Source organism: Lysobacter enzymogenes, from assembly GCF_023617245.1.
Classification (GTDB): Bacteria; Pseudomonadota; Gammaproteobacteria; order Xanthomonadales; family Xanthomonadaceae; genus Lysobacter; species Lysobacter yananisis.
In genome coordinates this window covers 2,235,298-2,252,595 of sequence record NZ_CP067396.1, presented here as the reverse complement: position 1 = coordinate 2,252,595, position 17,298 = coordinate 2,235,298, and the positions used below count along the sequence as shown (strand labels likewise).

At 69.7% G+C, this 17,298-nt stretch carries 17 protein-coding genes and 1 pseudogene; 8 read left to right on the top strand and 10 right to left on the bottom strand.

Translation table 11 applies throughout. The annotated features are described in order from the left end of the window. Nucleotides 1–31: 31 nt before the first annotated feature. Nucleotides 32–1,495, top strand: a complete 1,464-nt coding sequence (locus JHW41_RS09455) for a catalase (RefSeq protein WP_250449727.1) — start codon at nucleotides 32–34, stop codon at nucleotides 1,493–1,495. A gap of 104 nt (nucleotides 1,496–1,599) precedes the next feature. Here the strand turns inward: JHW41_RS09455 and JHW41_RS09450 are convergent, their stop codons facing one another. Continuing rightward, nucleotides 1,600–1,809: a hypothetical protein gene (locus tag JHW41_RS09450; protein ID WP_078996718.1), complete on the bottom strand. Its 210-nt coding sequence runs from the start codon at nucleotides 1,807–1,809 to the stop codon at nucleotides 1,600–1,602. 528 nt (nucleotides 1,810–2,337) lie between these two features. Between JHW41_RS09450 and katG the strand changes: the two genes are divergently transcribed. Next, entirely contained in the window at nucleotides 2,338–4,518 is a 2,181-nt protein-coding gene (gene katG / locus JHW41_RS09445) for a catalase/peroxidase HPI (RefSeq protein WP_250449726.1), read from the top strand. Nucleotides 4,519–5,303: 785 nt separating this feature from the next. Next, nucleotides 5,304–5,939, top strand: a complete 636-nt coding sequence (locus tag JHW41_RS09440) for a DUF937 domain-containing protein (protein ID WP_250449725.1) — start codon at nucleotides 5,304–5,306, stop codon at nucleotides 5,937–5,939. Nucleotides 5,940–6,290: 351 nt separating this feature from the next. Here JHW41_RS09440 and JHW41_RS09435 read toward each other — a convergent pair whose 3' ends face one another. Continuing rightward, complete coding sequence (locus JHW41_RS09435) at nucleotides 6,291–6,713, bottom strand: RNA-binding S4 domain-containing protein (RefSeq protein WP_250449724.1); 423 nt, start codon at nucleotides 6,711–6,713, stop codon at nucleotides 6,291–6,293. 242 nt (nucleotides 6,714–6,955) lie between these two features. On the opposite strand from JHW41_RS09435, the gene JHW41_RS09430 reads away from it, so the two are divergent. Then, complete coding sequence (locus JHW41_RS09430) at nucleotides 6,956–8,479, top strand: MATE family efflux transporter (protein ID WP_078999874.1); 1,524 nt, start codon at nucleotides 6,956–6,958, stop codon at nucleotides 8,477–8,479. A gap of 29 nt (nucleotides 8,480–8,508) precedes the next feature. Here JHW41_RS09430 and JHW41_RS26745 read toward each other — a convergent pair. Further along, a pseudogene (locus JHW41_RS26745) lies at nucleotides 8,509–8,580 on the bottom strand (DUF6053 domain-containing protein); the annotation flags it as partial. Here JHW41_RS26745 and JHW41_RS26740 point away from each other — a divergent pair. Further along, nucleotides 8,546–8,692: a DUF6053 domain-containing protein gene (locus JHW41_RS26740; protein ID WP_428995527.1), complete on the top strand. Its 147-nt coding sequence runs from the start codon at nucleotides 8,546–8,548 to the stop codon at nucleotides 8,690–8,692. The pseudogene JHW41_RS26745 and the gene JHW41_RS26740 sit on opposite strands and share 35 nt — an antisense overlap. Here the strand turns inward: JHW41_RS26740 and JHW41_RS09425 are convergent. From JHW41_RS09425 to ffh, 7 genes are all read right to left on the bottom strand, one after another. Continuing rightward, nucleotides 8,620–8,985 carry a hypothetical protein gene (locus JHW41_RS09425; protein WP_057948152.1) on the bottom strand — a complete coding sequence of 122 codons (366 nt, stop codon included), beginning with the start codon at nucleotides 8,983–8,985 and terminating at the stop codon, nucleotides 8,620–8,622. The genes JHW41_RS26740 and JHW41_RS09425 overlap by 73 nt on opposite strands. Before the next feature lie 475 nt (nucleotides 8,986–9,460). Next, complete coding sequence (gene rplS / locus JHW41_RS09420; RefSeq protein ID WP_057948153.1) at nucleotides 9,461–9,859, bottom strand: 50S ribosomal protein L19; 399 nt, start codon at nucleotides 9,857–9,859, stop codon at nucleotides 9,461–9,463. Nucleotides 9,860–9,970: 111 nt separating this feature from the next. Then, a complete protein-coding gene (gene trmD, locus JHW41_RS09415) occupies nucleotides 9,971–10,810 on the bottom strand; it encodes a tRNA (guanosine(37)-N1)-methyltransferase TrmD (protein ID WP_250449723.1) in 840 nt (279 codons plus the stop codon). Between the two features lie 96 nt (nucleotides 10,811–10,906). Further along, a complete protein-coding gene (gene rimM / locus JHW41_RS09410) occupies nucleotides 10,907–11,422 on the bottom strand; it encodes a ribosome maturation factor RimM (RefSeq protein WP_057948154.1) in 516 nt (171 codons plus the stop codon). Nucleotides 11,423–11,463: 41 nt separating this feature from the next. After that, the gene (rpsP, locus tag JHW41_RS09405) at nucleotides 11,464–11,721 is read right to left on the bottom strand and encodes a 30S ribosomal protein S16 (protein WP_057948155.1); all 258 of its coding nucleotides are present in this window, start codon (nucleotides 11,719–11,721) and stop codon (nucleotides 11,464–11,466) included. Between the two features lie 311 nt (nucleotides 11,722–12,032). Continuing rightward, nucleotides 12,033–12,935 (bottom strand): hypothetical protein, encoded by a 903-nt coding sequence (locus JHW41_RS09400; protein WP_138885132.1) that lies wholly within the window; start codon nucleotides 12,933–12,935, stop codon nucleotides 12,033–12,035. A gap of 548 nt (nucleotides 12,936–13,483) precedes the next feature. Next, entirely contained in the window at nucleotides 13,484–14,857 is a 1,374-nt protein-coding gene (ffh, locus tag JHW41_RS09395) for a signal recognition particle protein (RefSeq protein ID WP_057948157.1), read from the bottom strand. 143 nt (nucleotides 14,858–15,000) lie between these two features. Between ffh and JHW41_RS09390 the strand changes: the two genes are divergently transcribed. The 3 genes from JHW41_RS09390 to JHW41_RS09380 all read left to right on the top strand — a co-directional run bounded on the left by JHW41_RS09390 (nucleotide 15,001) and on the right by JHW41_RS09380 (nucleotide 17,295). After that, complete coding sequence (locus tag JHW41_RS09390) at nucleotides 15,001–15,792, top strand: cytochrome C assembly family protein (RefSeq protein WP_250449722.1); 792 nt, start codon at nucleotides 15,001–15,003, stop codon at nucleotides 15,790–15,792. Nucleotides 15,793–15,845: 53 nt separating this feature from the next. Continuing rightward, nucleotides 15,846–16,508 carry a CPBP family intramembrane glutamic endopeptidase gene (locus tag JHW41_RS09385; protein ID WP_250449721.1) on the top strand — a complete coding sequence of 221 codons (663 nt, stop codon included), beginning with the start codon at nucleotides 15,846–15,848 and terminating at the stop codon, nucleotides 16,506–16,508. A gap of 328 nt (nucleotides 16,509–16,836) precedes the next feature. Continuing rightward, the gene (locus JHW41_RS09380; RefSeq protein WP_057948160.1) at nucleotides 16,837–17,295 is read left to right on the top strand and encodes a MarR family winged helix-turn-helix transcriptional regulator; all 459 of its coding nucleotides are present in this window, start codon (nucleotides 16,837–16,839) and stop codon (nucleotides 17,293–17,295) included. Nucleotides 17,296–17,298: the final 3 nt, after the last annotated feature.

Sequence of the window (17,298 nt, the reverse complement as noted above, 5' to 3'; positions counted from 1 at the left end):
GGCTCCTCCCCATCCCAGGCACGGAGCCAGCATGAGCCCGCCCGACGATTCCAAGCCCCGCAGCAAACTCACCACCGCCTTCGGCGCGCCGGTGGTCGACAACCAGAACAGCATGACCGCCGGCCCGCGCGGCCCGCTGCTGATGCAGGATCTGTGGCTGATCGAGAAGCTCGCCAACCTCAACCGCGAGATCATCCCCGAGCGGCGCATGCACGCCAAAGGCTCCGGCGCGTTCGGCACGTTCACCGTCACCGGCGACATCCGCCGCTACACCCGCGCCAAGATCTTCGACGGCGTCGGCAAGCAGACCCCGATGTTCGCCCGCTTCACCACCGTCGCCGGCGAGCGCGGCGCGGCCGACGCCGAGCGCGACATCCGCGGCTTCGCGCTGAAGTTCTACACCGAGGAAGGCAACTGGGATCTGGTCGGCAACAACACGCCGGTGTTCTTCGTGCGCGATCCGCGCAAGTTCCCCGACCTCAACAAGGCGGTCAAGCGCGACCCGCACAGCAACCTGCGCAGCGCGCGCAACAACTGGGACTTCTGGACCAGCCTGCCCGAGGCGCTGCACCAGGTCACCATCGTCATGAGCGACCGCGGCATCCCGGCCAGCTATCGCCACATGCACGGCTTCGGCTCGCACACCTACAGCTTCATCAACGCCGACAACGAGCGCTACTGGGTCAAGTTCCACCTCAAGACCCAGCAGGGCATCAAGAACCTCACCGACGCCGAGGCCGGCGAGCTGATCGGGCGCGACCGCGAAAGCCACCAGCGCGACCTGTTCGAGGCGATCGACCGCGGCGACTTCCCGAAGTGGAAGGTCTACATCCAGGTCATGCCCGAGCTCGACGCGGACAAGGTGCCCTACCATCCCTTCGACCTGACCAAGGTCTGGCCGAAGAAGGACTACCCGCTGATCGAAGTCGGCGAAATGGAGCTCAACCGCAATCCCGACAATTTCTACGCCGACGTCGAGCAGAGCGCGTTCGCGCCGAACAACCTGGTGCCGGGCATCAGCTACTCGCCGGACAAGATGCTGCAGGCGCGGCTGTTCGCCTATTCCGACGCGCAGCGCTACCGGCTCGGGGTCAACCACCACCAGATCCCGGTCAACGCCGCGCGCTGCCCGGTGCACAGCAACCACCGCGACGGCGCCATGCGCGTGGACGGCAACTACGGCGGCGAGCTGCATTACGAGCCCAACAGCTACGGCCAGTGGCAGGAGCAGCCCGAATACCGCGAGCCGCCGCTGCGCATCAACGGCGACGCGGATTTCTGGAACTTCCGCGAGGACGACGCCGATTACTACTCCCAGCCCGGCGACCTGTTCCGGCTGATGACCCCGGCCCAGCAACAAGCGCTGTTCGACAACACCGCGCGCGCGATGGGCGATGCGCCGGAGTTCATCAAGCGCCGCCACATCGGCAACTGCGCCAAGGCCGATCCGGCCTACGGCGCCGGCGTCGCCAAGGCGCTGGGCCTGGGCGATTGAAACGTCCGTCGCGCCGCTCCTACACGGCCTGCGTGTAGGAGCGGCGCAAGCCGCGACCGCGAAACCTCACGCCTGCGGCGCAAGCTCGAACGAACGCCCCGGGCTCACCCCTCCAGATTGCACGCCGCGATGCACTCGCGATAAATCCGCCCGCAATGCGCGGTGCTGCCGCCGCCGGCCTGGGCCCTGCAATCGTTCGCCAGTTCCTGACACGTGCTGTAGCAGCCCGGATCCGACGCCGACGCCGACGCGCCGAACCCCAACCCGAACACCAGCGCCGCCGCGGCCAACCATCCCATGTGCATCCGCTTCATCGTCTTGCCTCCTTGGACTTTGGATCGCCAACGCCGGCCCCGATGGCCGGCGCTGGCCGCAGTGTAGGCAGCGCGCGGCGCGCACAATGCGTGTTGCACGGCAACAAGCCGCGCGATGCGCGCCGTGCGTCGCGATTCCCGCGCGCGGTCACACCACCGCCATCGCCCGGCTCGCATGATCGGCGGGCGAAGCGGACGCCGGGCGGCCTGCCATAGTCGATCCCTATCGAATATGTCGTAAGGATCAATTTCACTTCGGCGTCGACCCCGCCTATCGTCGCTTGGCACTCCGCGATCACCCACGCCAGCGATGAGCCAGCCGGACGATCCCAACGCCGTACCCTTCGCGGCCGCCCACGGCGGCGCGCGCATCGCCGACGCACCGCGCCGGCGCCGATCCGTCTTACCCCATCCACCGCCCCCGCCCCGCCGACCGCGCACATCGCGCGCGTCGGCCCGGCGCTGCGTTGCGCACGCGCCACTCGCCCTCGCCCACCCGCCCGCACCCACCGTCAAAGGCACGCACCCATGTCGAAAGAAAGCAAATGCCCGTTCAACCACGCTGCCGGCGGCGGCACCTCCAACCGCGACTGGTGGCCCAACCAACTCAACCTCAAGATCCTGCACCAGCAGGCGCCAGCGACCGATCCGATGGGCGCAGGCTTCGATTACGCCGAAGCCTTCAAGAGCCTTGATCTCGACGCGGTCAAGAAAGACCTGCACGCGCTGATGACCGATTCGCAGGACTGGTGGCCGGCCGACTTCGGCCATTACGGCCCGTTGTTCATCCGCATGGCCTGGCATAGCGCCGGCACCTATCGCATCTTCGACGGCCGCGGCGGCGCCGGCGCCGGCCAACAACGCTTCGCCCCGCTCAACAGCTGGCCCGACAACGGCAACCTCGACAAGGCCCGGCGCCTGCTGTGGCCGATCAAGCAAAAGTACGGCAACAAGATTTCCTGGGCCGACCTGCTGATCCTCACCGGCAACGTCGCCCTGGAATCGATGGGCTTCAAGACCTTCGGCTTCGCCGGCGGCCGCGCCGACGTGTGGGAACCGGAAGAAGGCGTGTACTGGGGCGCGGAGACCGAATGGCTCGGCGACAAACGCTACAGCGGCGACCGGGTGCTGGAGAATCCGCTCGGCGCCGTGCAGATGGGTCTGATCTACGTCAATCCGCAGGGCCCCAACGGCAATCCCGACCCGATCGCCGCCGCGCGCGACATCCGCGAGACCTTCGCGCGCATGGCCATGAACGACGAAGAGACCGTCGCCCTGATCGCCGGCGGCCACAGCTTCGGCAAGACCCACGGCGCCGGCCCCGAGTCGCACGTCGGCCGCGAGCCCGAAGGCGCCGACCTCGCCGACCAGGGCCTGGGCTGGGCCAGCAGCTTCAACAGCGGCAAGGCCGGCGACGCCATCACCAGCGGCCTGGAAGTCACCTGGACCAGCACGCCGACGCAGTGGAGCAACGAGTTCTTCGCCAACCTGTTCGGCTACGAATGGGAACTGAGCAAGAGCCCGGCCGGCGCGCACCAGTGGATCGCCAAGGACCCCGCCGCGGCGAACAAGATCCCGCACGCGCACGATCCGGACAAGCGCCAGGCGCCGACCATGCTCACCACCGACCTGTCGCTGCGCTTCGATCCGGCCTACGAGAAGATCTCGCGCCGTTTCTTCGAAAATCCCGACCAGTTCGCCGACGCCTTCGCCCGCGCTTGGTTCAAGCTGACCCATCGCGACATGGGTCCGCGCGTGCGCTACCTCGGCAAGGAAGTGCCGGCCGAGGAACTGATCTGGCAGGACCCGATCCCGGCCGTCGATCATCCGCTCGTCGACGCCGGCGACATCGCCGCGCTCAAGGCCAAGATCCTCGCGTCAGGCCTGAGCGTGTCCGAGCTGGTGTCCACCGCCTGGGCCTCGGCCTCGACCTTCCGCGGCTCCGACAAGCGCGGCGGCGCCAACGGCGCGCGCATCCGCCTGGCGCCGCAGAAGGACTGGGAGGTCAACCAGCCCGCGCAACTGGCCAAGGTGCTGGCGACGCTGGAAGGCATCCAGAAGGACTTCAACGCCGCCGCCGGCGGCAAGAAGGTCTCGCTGGCCGACCTGATCGTGCTCGGCGGCGCCGCCGGCGTCGAACAGGCGGCGAAGAACGCCGGCGTGGCGATCGACGTACCGTTCGCGCCCGGCCGCATGGACGCCAGCGCGGAGCAGACCGACGTCGAATCCTTCGCCGCGCTCGAACCGCTCGCCGACGGCTTCCGCAACTATCTGGCCGGCGCGTACAAGCCGATCGCCGAAGCGCTGCTGATCGACCGCGCGCAACTGCTCGACCTCAGCGCGCCGGAGACCGCCGTGCTGGTCGGCGGCCTGCGCGTGCTCGGCGCCAACGCCGGCGGCAGCAAGCACGGCGTATTCACCGACAAGGTCGGCGCGTTGAGCAACGACTTCTTCGTCAACCTGCTCGACATGGGCACGGCGTGGAAGCCGACCAGCGAGGCCCAGGACGCGTTCGAAGGCCGCGACCGCAAGACCGGCGCGCCGAAGTGGACCGCCACCCGCGTCGACCTGGTATTCGGCTCGCACTCGCAACTGCGCGCGATCGCCGAGGTCTATGCCAGCGGCGACGCCAAGGAGAAATTCGTGCGCGACTTCGTCGCCGCCTGGAACAAGGTGATGAACGCCGACCGGTTCGATCTGAAGAAATAAGCGCCCCCGTCGCGGCGACCGCCTCGCGCGGCGCCGCGGCGGCGGCGCTCCGCGAAACCCTCTGCGATCTCATGCCCGGCGGCCTCCCGCCGGGCTTTTTTTGTTGCCCGCCGCGTCGGCGACAGCGCTCGCGCCAACACAGCCCCACCAACCGTCATTCCAACGCAAACCGAAATTCATTTTGCATTCGCTTTTGCATTTGCCGTTGGCTCTGACGCAACCCCAAGCAAAGCACACGCCCCGCAGCCCCGAAGGGCGTGCGCACGGATGCGCACGTGCGCCATGGGACAGGATGTCCCTTATGGCGCGGCCCCGCGCCCGGTGCTGGACTTAGTGGCTCTTGATCCGAAAAAACAAGGCCTTTTCTTTGGTTACTTTCTTTGTGGCTTAAGACAAAGAAAGTGACCCGGCCGCTTGCGGACGGAAGCTTTTGATCGTGGCTTGTCGTCACGCGTTGCGACAACAAAGGCAAGAGCAACCGCAGAGTCAAAATGGATTCCGGCTTTCGCCGGAATGACGGCTTGAGAGGTTCGTTGCTTCAAAGAACGACGGCGGAGCGACGTCGCTTCGGTTGGATTCCGGCTTTCGCCCGAATGACGGCTCGGAAGATTCGTAGCTTCGGCCACCACGACGTCCCCACTCGTGCCACCAGCAAACATCCCAACACACACCAAGCACCGCTACGCACCCAGTCTCCACACCCACTCCAGCCCCAGCCACCGGCATCACCCCGCACTAACGAGCCGGCGCTAGCATCTGCACTCCCCGTACACCGGAATTTAACGATGAGCGCCTCGCTGACCGACGACCTTCTCAACCAGCTCCAGGGCCAGCCGCTGGCGCAGATAGGCAGCCAGCTCGGCCTGTCCGAGTCGCAGACCCAGAGCGCGGTCGGCCAGGCGCTGCCGCTGCTGCTCGGCGCGCTGGGCCGCAACGCCAGCCAGCCCGAGGGCGCGCAGGCGCTGTTCGGCGCGCTGCAGCGCGATCATGCCGACGCGGGCGGCGGCGCCGCCGGGCTCGATCTCGGCGGCGTGCTCGGCGCGGTGCTCGGCGGTGGCGGCGGTCGCCAGACCGACGGCGCCGGCATCCTCGGCCACATCTTCGGCGGCCGCGAAGACACCGCCGCGCAGGGGCTGGGCCAGAGCACCGGCCTGGGCGGCGGCCAGGCCAATACCCTGCTGAAGATCCTCGCGCCGATCGTGCTGTCCTACCTCGCCCAGCGCATGTTCTCCGGCGGCAACCAGGCCGCGGCCAACCCGCAGCAGCTCGGCGACGCGCTCGGCCAGGAACACCAGCGCATCCAGCAACAGGGCGGCGCCGGCGGCCTGCTCGGCGCGGTGCTCGACCAGGACGGCGACGGCCAGCTCGGCATCGGCGACCTGCTCAAGATCGGCGGCAACCTGCTCGGCGGCAAGCGCTGAGTTCCCCTGCCCGGCGCCTAGTCGCCGGGATTCGCCGAACGGCCGCCTCGCGCGGCCGTTCGTGTGTCGGGGAGCGCGGTTTTCGCAGGAGACGGTCGCGGCCGCGCGATACCGCGCGCATCTGCGTTGCTCGCCCTGCACGCGGGCTTCCACGAAACAAGCCGAGCCGCGCCGGCTGCCGCAGCAACGCGGTCGCGGCTTGCGCCGCTCCTACAGGGAGATCGCAAGCGTCGTCCGCTCCCTGTAGGAGCGGCGCAAGCCGCGACCGCGCAACGGCAGATCGCGCCGAATCCACGACCACGACGATCGCAACGCCGACACCGCGCCCGCGCCGACTCGCCCGCGTCGCCGCTACAACGCGTCGATATCCCCCAACGCCTTGATCAGCCGCCGCGCGCGCTTGTCCGGCTTGGTCTCCGGCGCGCGGTAGCCGTTGCGCTCGGCCGCGCGCACGGCGCGCGCCTGGTCGCGCGCCAGGCGCGATGCCTCGGTCTCGGCGTACAAGGTCTGCGCGACGCTGGCCGGCCCGCGAGTGTCGCTCAAACCGGTCACCGCGATCTCGAAGTGTTCCTCGCCGCGCGCCACTTTCAGCGCGTCGCCCAGGCGCACCGCGCGCGAAGCCTTGGCGCGCTGGCCGCCGACTTCGACCTTGCCGGTCTCCACCGCCTGCCGCGCCAGGCTGCGGGTCTTGTAGAAGCGCGCCGCCCATAGCCACAGGTCCAATCGCACCGTCGCCTGCGCCGGCGCGCCCGTCGTTTCGTCTTGCTTGCTCATCGGCGCGAACGATACCACCGCGCGCGCGCCGCCGATGCGACGCCGCCGCGCCGCCCGTCGCCGCCGCACGGCCGCGGCGCGTGCGGATTTCGAGCGATCGCGCCACACCGCGCGCAATCGCCGGCGCCGCCCCGGCCCGGGCGCGCGGCATACTGCGCACTCGTTCGCCCCGCGCGGCCCGTCGCCGCTCCTGCGCGCCCCGCGCGGCATACTGCCGTCTCGCCCGTCCGCCCGGTACCGACATGGCCCCCAGCGCATCCCGCGGCAGCCACTTGCTGACCGAAGGCCCGATCGGCCGCACCATGATCTCGTTCGCCTTGCCGATCATGGCCGGCAACGCGGCGCAATCGCTCAACGGCTCGATCAACTCGATCTGGGTCGGCCGCTACCTCGGCGAGGCCGCGCTGACCGCGACGGCCAACGCCAACAACATCATGTTCTTCCTGATCGGCTCGATGTTCGGCGTCGGCATGGCCGCGACCATCCTGATCGGCCAGGCCACCGGCGCGCGCGACACCGCGCGGGCGCGGCGGATCATGGGCACCAGCGCCAGTTTCTTCCTCGGCCTGTCGGTGGCGATCGCGGCGGTCGGCTGGTTCTTCGCCGACGCGATCCTGCGCGGCATGGGCACGCCGCCGGCCGCGCAGCCGCTGGCCGAGCAATACCTGCGGGTGATCTTCCTCTCGATCCCCTTCATCTACGCCTTCGCCTTCCTGTCCTCGGCGCTGCGCGGCCTCGGCGACTCGCGCACGCCGTTCCGGTTCCTGCTGATGTCGGTGGCGCTGGACATCGTGCTCAACCCGCTGCTGATCTTCGGCTGGGGCCCGCTGCCGGGGCTGGGCATCGCCGGCTCGGCGCTGTCGACCTTCATCGGCCAGGGCGCCAGCCTGGCCGCGCTGCTGCTGCACCTGCGGCGCAAGCGCCACGTGCTGTGGCTCGGCCGCGGCGACGCGCACCTGCTGAAGATCGATCCGGCGGTGCTGCGCGCGCTGATCGTCAAGGGCGTGCCGATGGGCCTGCAGATGGTGCTGATCTCGCTGGCGATGATCGCGATGATCCGCCTGGTCAACGCCCACGGCACCGCCATCGCCGCCGGCTACGGCGCCGCGCTGCAGTTGTGGACCTACGTGCAGATGCCGGCGATGGCGATCGGCGCGGCGTGTTCGTCGATCGCCGCGCAGAGCGTCGGCGCCGGCCGCTGGGACCGGGTCGACGCCGCCGCGCGCACCGGCACCTTGTTCAATTTCCTGCTGACCGGCGCGCTGATCGCGCCGCTGATCCTGTTCGACCGCTACACCCTGGCGCTGTTCCTGCCCGACGGCAGCGCCTCGTTCGAGATCGCCCGCCACCTCAATCACATCGCGATCTTCTCGTTCCTGTTCTTCGGCGTGACCTTCGTGATCTCCGGCGTGGTCCGCGCCACCGGCGCGGTGATTCCGCCGCTGCTGATCCTGGGCTCGGCGCTGTGGGGCGTGCGCGTGCCGTTCGCGACCTTCCTGCAGCCGGTGCTGGGCCTGGACGCGCTGTGGTGGAGTTTTCCGGTCAGCGCGCTGTGCTCGATGCTGGTGTCGATGGCGTACTACCGCTGGGGCGGCTGGCGCCGCGCGAAGATGATGGCCGCGCCCGAGCGCGTGGCCGCGCCGCTGGCGACCCAGACCATCGCCACGCCGGCGGAAGTGCCCGCGCATACGCCGGCGCCGGTGGCCGATACGAGTCCCGACGACGATGCGGTGGCGGTCGACGAGGATCGGCTGGAGCGCGGCTGAGGAGCGCGGCGGCGGCCTGCGGCGGTTGTTGTGGGAGGGCCTTCAGGCCCGATACTTTTGTGTCCGATCGCCGCGATCCGAGCGAAGGGCATCGGGCCTGAAGGCCCTCCCACAAAAAACAAGCCCGGCGACCGCCGCGGTCAGATCTGCTCCAGTTCCAGCGTGAACACCCCGGCCTCGCCCTGGTCGAAGGCTTCGCGCCAGATCCGGTAGCCCTCCAGGTCCTCCTCGCGCACCGGCATGCGCCCGATCACCTGCGGCCGCGCCTCGGCCACGCGCGTGCCGACGATGGGGAAGTGGCCGAGCAGGCGGATCGTCTTGAGCTCGGCCACGTCGGCCTCGTCCTCGCGCCGGACCTCGTCGACGGTGTGGGTGTCGAACTTGCGCAACGACAGCGCTTCGCGCCCGTCCGGCAACGCATCGACGCGCTGCACCCAGAAAAAGCCCCAGGTGCCGTCGCTGCGCGGATAGGTGCAGATGTCGCCTTCGGACAGGCCAGGATTCATGGACGCTCCCGCCGCGGGGGCGGCGCGATGTTCGGGGACTGCGGCGGGCAGGACCGCGTGGCGAATCTAGCGCGATTCGCGACCCGCGCACAGCGGCGCGGCCGGCCGGGCGCGGGGGCGATCGCGGTCACGTCGGCGGCCGGCGATTGCGCTCACGCCCGGACGTAATGCGGGAACTGTGCGTCTTCGCCGATAGCGATTGCGCATGTGCGGGCTCCCCATGGACTGGCGGCTCGCTGGGCGCGGGTTTGCGCGCGGCGTCCAGCGAGCCTTACGTCAGTCCACAGGCGCGGGTGCCGAAGCTCACCGCCTTGTCGCGATGCAGCCACGGGTCGTGGCTCTCGCAAGAACGCGGCTTCGAGGCTTGCATCGGCACGCCGAACGCAGCCTGGTCCGCCGGTTGCACGCCGCATCGGCGCAAATGCAAACGGCCGCCTTTCGGCGGCCGTTCGCGACGCAGCAGCGGCGTACCGGGTTACTCGGCGGCCGGCGCGTTCTTGGCGCGCGCGTAGGCGGCCAGATCTTCCTTGATGCGGGCCTTCTTGCCTTCCAGGCCGCGCAGGTAGTACAGCTTGCCGGCGCGAACCTTGCCGCGGCGCTTGACCTGGACCGAGTCGATCACGGCGCTGTGGGTCTGGAACACGCGCTCGACGCCGTAGCCGTGCGAGATCTTGCGCACGGTGAACGACGAGTTGAGGCCGGCGTTCTTCTTGCCGATGACCACGCCTTCATAGGCCTGGACGCGCTCGCGGTTGCCTTCCTTGACCTTGACGTTGACGACGACGGTGTCGCCCGGGCTGAACTCGGGCAGCTTGCGCTGCACCTGCTCGGCTTCGAAATTCTGGACCAGCGTATGGATCGACGGCTTGTTCATGGCTATGGCCTGTTGGATTAGTTGTTGCGCGAGTGCACGTGGACCCGCGTCATGGCATGGATACAGCTAAGCGGCTAATTATAACGGGAATTTTTCGGCCGTGGCTAGGGCTCAATCGCCCCGCGCCGCGCCGCCGGTCGCAGAACCGTCCGCCGCTGGGGCGGAAACGGCCTCGGAAGCGGCCCTGGAACCGGTTTCCGCGCCCTCCCCGGCCGTCGCCAGCTCGGCCCGGTAGGCCGCCAGCAGCTTGCGGTCGGCCTTGGACAGGGCCGCCTCGTCGAACAGGTCGGGTCGGCGCTGCCAGGTCCGGCCCAGCGACTGCTGCCGGCGCCACTGGGCGATGCGGGCGTGGTTGCCCGACATCAGCACCTCGGGCACGGCGCCCAGCTCGTGCTCGACCGGGCGGGTGTAATGCGGGCAGTCCAGCAGCCCGTCCTCGAAACTGTCCTGCACCGCCGACTCGGCATCGCCGAGCGCGCCGTCCTGCAGGCGCGCGACCGCATCGACCACCACCGCCGCGGCCAGCTCGCCGCCGGACAGCACGTAGTCGCCGATCGACAGTTCCTCGTCGACCTCGGCCCGGATCAATCGCTCGTCGACGCCCTCGTAGCGCCCGCACAGCAGGATCAGCCGCGCGTGGCCGGCCAGCTCGCGCACCTTGGCCTGGTCCAGCCGCGCGCCTTGCGGGCTCAGGTAGACCACCCGCGCCGGCGCCGGATCGGCCGCGCGCGCCGCGCGGATCGCCGCGCGCAGCGGATCGATCAACATCACCATGCCCGGCCCGCCGCCGAACGGACGCTCGTCCACCCGGCGATAGTTGCCTTCGGCGTAATCGCGCGGATTCCAGCCGTGCATCGACAGCAGCCCGCGCTCGCCGGCGCGGCCGACCACGCCGAACGCCGCGCATTGCGCGACGAACTCGGGGAACAGGCTGATCACGTCGATGCGCATGGGACTAGGAGTGAGCGGAGAGGAACGAGAAGCGAGCAACAGCGAGAGCGGCAGGAGCGAGCTTTCGCTCACTTCTCGCTCCTCTGCGCTCACTGCTCAAAAATCGGGATCCCAGTCGACGGTCACGCGCCGCGCTTCGAAATCCACCGACAGCACGTACTGCGGGATCACGAACGGGATCATGCGCTCGCGTTCGTCGTCGCGCGCGACCAGCACGTCGTTGGCGCCGGTCGCGAACAAATGGCTGACCTTGCCCAGGGCGAGGCCCTGGGTGGTGACCACGTCCAGGCCTTCCAGGTCGACCCAGTAGAACTCGCCTTCGCGCGGCGGCGGCAGGGCCGAGCGCGGGACATAGATTTCGGTGCCGCGCAGCGCCTCGACCGCGTCGCGATCGGTCACGCCCGGCAGGTTGGCGATCAGGTACTTGCCGCTTTCGCGGCCGCGCACGCCCGACAGTTCGCGCTCGCCGCCGTGCGGATCGCGCACGATCCACGGCTGGTAGCGGAAGATCGCGGCGCGCGGCTCGGTCCAGGACTCGAGCTTGGCTTCGCCGCGAATGCCGAACGCGCCGAGCACCCTGCCCAACAGGATGCGGCGCGAGGATTCGCTCATATGCGTAAGAGGGCCGCGCGCGTGGCGCGCGGCCCGCCGGCTCAGGCGGCCGGAGCGGCCTTGACGGCCTGCTTGTACAGGTCGGCGACCTTGTCGGTCAGCTGGGCGCCGTTGGCGACCCAATGCTTGACGCGATCGAGGTTCAGCTCGACGCGCTTTTCGTTGCCGGCGGCGACCGGGTTGTAGAAACCGACGCGCTCGATGTTGCGGCCGTCGCGGGCGCTGCGGCTGTCGGTGACGATGATGTGGTAGAACGGACGCTTCTTGGCGCCGCCACGGGTCAGGCGAATCTTGACCATGAGGGTTGCTTTCCTGTGTTGCCCAGCCGTCGGAATGACGGGGTAAGCCGGCGATTGTAGCCCATCGGGCGCCTCAGGCAAACCCGTGGCCTGGCCCCGGCCGGCGCCCCCTCCTCGCGGCGAACCGACCCGGGCCGTCCCCGGGCGGCCTACCCGCCCGGTTCCGGCCCGCGATCGCCGGGCCTCCTGCCCGCCCTGCCTCGCCGCGGCCCGCGCCAGCGGGCCCGCGACGGGACGGCGCCGTCCTGGCGCCGCCCCCGCGGCCGGATCGCCCCCGACGCCGGCCGCATCTGCCTCCCCCGGCTACGGGTTCAGCGCTTGTAGCGGATGCTGCCGCGCAACGCGGTCGATCCGGCCTCGCAGCGCTGCTCGAAGTCGGCCGACAGGCCGGTGACCATGCGCGAGACCGGGTCCACCTCGACCGCCTTGATCGCGATCGAGCCGGCGACCCGGTTGCAGCCGCGGCCGTTGCCGGCGAAGTCGAAGCCGACGCTGTTGGCGTCGCCGAAGCGGCTGATCGGATAGGTGCCGACGCCCAGGGTCTGGCCGGTCGGCGGACGCAGGATCGCCGACCACGAATCGCGCTGGCCCGAGACGTTGTAGATCAGGTAGCCGGCGTTGCCGGACACGGCGAAGGTGCTGGTGTCGCCGGCGTAGTCCTTGCGCAGGCCGCGGCCGATGTAATCGCCGGCGTCGCTGTCCAGCGCCAGCGACAGCGGCTGCACGTTGTAGCGCAGCTTGGCGGTCAGCAGCGGCGCGTTTTCGAGTTCGCAGCGCTGCAGGCCGGTGGCTTCCAGCGCGGTCACCGCATCGTTGGCGCCGAATTCGATCTGCTGGATGTAGACCGAGCCCCAGGTACTGCCGCAACCGCGGCCGTTGCCGCCGATATCGATGCCCGGCGAGCGGCCGGTGCGGAACGCGGAGCGTTCGGCGAAGTAGTAGCGGCCCGGCTGCAGGCGCTGGCCGCGCGGCGCGCTGAGTTCGATCCGCCAGTTGTCGTTGCCGCGGTTCACGCTCATCTGCAGCGCTTGCGCGTTGCCGCTGACGGCGATGGTCGAGTCGGCGCCGGTGTACGTCTTGGACTGGCCCTGTCCGATGTAGTCGCCGGTTTCGCTGGCGAAGGAATACGAGGTCTCGGCCAGGGCCGAGGGTGCGGCGGCGAGGCCGGCGATGGCCAGCGCGAGCGCGCCGCACATCGTCGAAAGTCGGGTCATCGAGCGATCTCCATGATCGGTTTGCGGCCGTGCGGATGCATGGCCGGTCCTTGCGTCGTAGTGCGGGTGGACGGGTGCTGAAACGATCGCTCCGCGGCGTCGGCGGCGCGCGGGCGAGCCGCGCGGGCGGTGGCGCGCTCGCCGCGATGAAGCCTTGGGCGAGGCGCTTGCCGTGGAGCGGAGGCAAGTGTTGCGCGCGGGCATCTCGCGCGAAGAGAACGGCGCCGGCCGCCGGTCGGCGATGCGCGGGACGGCGGCGTCGCGGGATCGGCGACGCAGGTGTCTGCGCGAGGACGCGTCGCCGCGGCGGCGCGCGACCGCGGCGACGTCGCGAGGCGACGTCTTGGTCGCAGCGATGGCGAAGTCCGCTGCGCGCGCGGCGTTCGCGATGACGCAGGAATCGGCGGTCGCGTCGTTACCGCGGCGGCGCGGTCGCGGCTTGCGCCGCTCTTACAGGCGGCGGCCGGGGCTGCGCATGCGGTGGCGGAAACGACGACGGCGGCCCATGGGCCGCCGTCGTGGCGCGAATCGGTGCGCGGCGCGCGCGATCAGCGGAACGGCAGTCCGCCGCGGCCGCCGCCGCCCATCATGCCGCGCATGCCGCGCATCAGGCCCTTCATGCCGCCGCCGGAGAGCTTGCTCATCATCTTCTCCATCTGCTGGTACTGCTTCATCAGCTTGTTGACGTCGGCCGGGGTCAGGCCGGCGCCCTTGGCGATGCGCGCGCGGCGCGAGCCGTTGAGCAGGCCCGGGTTGCGCCGTTCCTTCTTGGTCATCGAGTTGATGATCGCGACCATCCGCGGCACTTCCTTGCCGGTGATCTGGCTCTTGACGTTGTCCGGGATCTGGCCCATGCCCGGCAGCTTGTCCATGAGCCCGCTCAGGCCGCCCATGTTCTGCATCTGCTCGAGCTGGTCCTTCATGTCGTTGAGGTCGAACTTCTTGCCCTTGGCGACCTTCTCGGCGAGCTTTTGCGCCTTGTCCTTGTCGACCTGCTGCTCGACCTGCTCGACCAGCGACAGCACGTCGCCCATGTCGAGGATGCGGCTGGCGACGCGGTCGGGGTGGAACACGTCCAGGCCGTCGGGCTTCTCGCCCACGCCGATGAACTTGATCGGCTTGCCGGTGATGTAGCGCACCGACAGCGCGGCGCCGCCGCGGGCGTCGCCGTCGGTCTTGGTCAGCACCACGCCGGTCAGCGGCAGCGCTTCGCTGAAGGCCTTGGCCGTGGTCGCGGCGTCCTGGCCGGTCATCGAGTCGACCACGAACAGGGTTTCCACCGGCGAGACCGCGGCGTGCAGCGCCTTGATCTCGCTCATCATCGCCTCGTCGATGGCGAGGCGGCCGGCGGTGTCGACCAGCAGCACGTCGACGAAGGACTTGCGCGCATCGGCGATGGCGGCGCGCACGATCTCCTCGGGCTTCTGCGAGGCGGCCGAGGGGAAGAACAGCACGTCGACTTGCTCGGCCAACTGCTTGAGCTGCTCGATCGCGGCCGGACGGTAGATGTCGGCGGAGACCACCATCACCTTCTTCTTGCGCCGTTCCTTGAGGTGCTTGGCGAGCTTGCCGACGGTGGTGGTCTTGCCCGCGCCCTGCAGGCCGGCCATCAGGATCACCGCCGGCGCCGGCACGTTGAGGTTGAGGTCGGCGGCCTGCGAGCCCATCACCGCGGTCAGCTCGTCGCGCACGACCTTGATCAGGGCCTGGCCCGGGGTCAGCGACTTGAGCACTTCCTGGCCGACCGCGCGCACCTTGATGCGCTCGATCAGCGCCTGCACCACCGGCAGGGCGACGTCGGCCTCCAACAGGGCGATGCGCACCTCGCGGGTGGCTTCGCGGATGTTCTCCTCGGTCAGGCGGCCGCGGCCGCGCAGGCGCTCGATGGTGCCGGAGAGGCGTTGGGTCAGGGACTCGAACATGGCTGGGGGCGGGGCTGCGGCGACGGGGCGGGCAGTATAGCGGGGCCGGAAGTGAGCGGAGAGGAGCGAGAAGTTAGCGAAAGCGCCCCTGCTCGCTCCTCGCTGCTCTCCGCTCGCTCCTGCCCTTATGCCAAACTCCCCCGATGACAATCGTTCTCATCGCCATCGCCCTGTACCTGAGCGCGGCCGGCCTGCTGGTCCGCGCGGTGCGCCGCGACGGCGGCCGCGGCGCGCGCGGCTGGCTGCTGCCGGCCAACCTGGCGGTGCTGCTGCACGGACTGGCCCATCTGATGGCCTGGCGCGGCGCCGGCGGCGCCGACCTGCACTTCTTCGCCGCGCTGTCGCTGGTCGGGCTGGGCATGTCGATCCTGACCGCCATCGTCGGCGCGGCCGGACGCATGGCCGCGCTGGGCGTGGTGGTGTTCCCGCTGTCGGCGCTGATGCTGCTGGCCTACCAGCTCTACGGCCACGTCCAGCATCCCGAGCCGCTGGACTGGCGCCTGCAGCTGCACGCATGGATGGCGCTGCTGGCCTACGCCACCCTGGCGGTCGCGGCGCTGTTCGCGGTGATGCTGTGGCTGCAGGAAAGCGCGCTGCGCCGGCGCGAGTTCCACGGCTGGCTGCGCGCGCTGCCGCCGCTGGTGGAGCTGGAAAGCCTGCTGTTCCGCACCATCGCGGTCGGCTTCGTCCTGCTCACCGCGACCTTGCTGACCGGCGTGCTGTTCGTGGAGAACCTGCTGGCCCAGCACCTGGTGCACAAGACCGTGCTCAGCGTGCTGTCGTGGCTGGCGTTCGGCGGCCTGCTGCTGGGACGTTGGCGCTACGGCTGGCGCGGCGTGGTCGCGGTGCGCTGGACCCTGGCGGCGATGGCGCTGCTGGTGTTGGCGTTCTTCGGCAGCAAGTTCGTGCTGGAACTGGTGCTGCGGCGGGTCTGACCGCCGCGGATCGAATCGGGGGCGGCCGACCCGGTCGGCGCAGGGAACGCACGATGGTCAACTGGATCAAGTCGCTGTCGGAGCGCAGCGAATTCGTCGGCGTGCTCACGCTAGCCTTCGGCTGGTCGATCTACCAGAGCCTGAGCATGGCGCTGTCGCCGCAGCCGCTGACGGCGGTGTTCGACAACGCCAGCCTGAGCGGACTGATGGGCACGCAACTGGCGACGCTGGCGATCATCGGCGCCTTCCTGCGCCTGCGCGGCTGGACCTGGGCGCGGCTCGGGCCGGCGCCGGGCTGGCGCGACCTGCCGCGCGGCGTCGCGCTCGCCGCCGCGACCCTGGTCGGGTTCTGGCTGTTCCATGCCGTGGCCGCGCTGATCGGGCTGCTGCCGATCGACGCCGACGATTCGGTACGGGTCGCGTCCGACCTGGACTGGCGACTGATGCTCGCCGCCTCGGCGGTGAACGGATTCTTCGAGGAAGCCCTGGTCTGCGGCTACCTGGTCTCGGCCCTGCGCGAACGGCCGTCGATGTGGACCGCGATCCACCTGAGCACCGCGATCCGCGCCAGCTACCACCTCTACCAGGGCGAGGCAGGCGCGGTGATGGTGCCGATGGGGCTGGCCTTCGCCTGGCTGTACTCGGTCACCGGCCGGCTGTGGCCGCTGGTGGTGGCGCACATCGCGCTGGACGCGCTGGCGCTGTTCGCGCGCTGAGCCCCCGGGGCGGCGCCGGCGCTGCGTGGATCGGCGCCGCCGGTCGCGCGCCCCCCGCCCGCCGGATCCCGGCCCCGTCCGTCGCCGGCTTGGCCGTGTTTGGCCTGTTGCGGCGCAACAAATCGTCCTCGCGGCGCGACGGTCAGTATTCGACCGCTTCGGTCACAGACTCGCGTCCGCGAGGAATACTCTTTTTAATCAGATAGTTGCCGAAAACGAACGGAGCGAATCGCTTTGCGAACGCCCGGTCGCTACTTGCTGAACGGGCCTTTTGCCAGCTCAATATTTGCATTGACAACTATTGCGCGGGCGAGCAACATGCCGCGCCATGACGACCCCGACCCCCACCCAGCCCTGCTCCACCTCCAACCTCGGCCTGCTGTTCCGCCAAGTGCGCGACGCGATGTGGGCGCAGATGGAGCGCGAGCTGGCCCAGGCAGGCCACGATCTGACCTTCAGCCAGTTCATCACCCTCAAGGAGTTGGCCATCGGCACCGCCGGGGTCACCGAACTGGCGCGAGCGGCCCAGCTCAATCCGGGCGCCATGACCCGCCTGCTCGACAAGCTCGAGAGCCGCGGCCTGGTCGCGCGCGTCGCCGATCCGGACGACCGCCGGGCGCTGAACATCCACCTGACCGAAGCCGGCACCGCGATCTGGGCCGACATCGACCAGTGCGGCCGCCGCGTGCGCGAGCGCGCCATGTCCGGCCTCAGCGACTCCGACCGCGAACAGCTCTACCGCTTGCTCGAACAGGTCCGCGACAACCTCTCCCTTTCCGGTTCCTGAGCC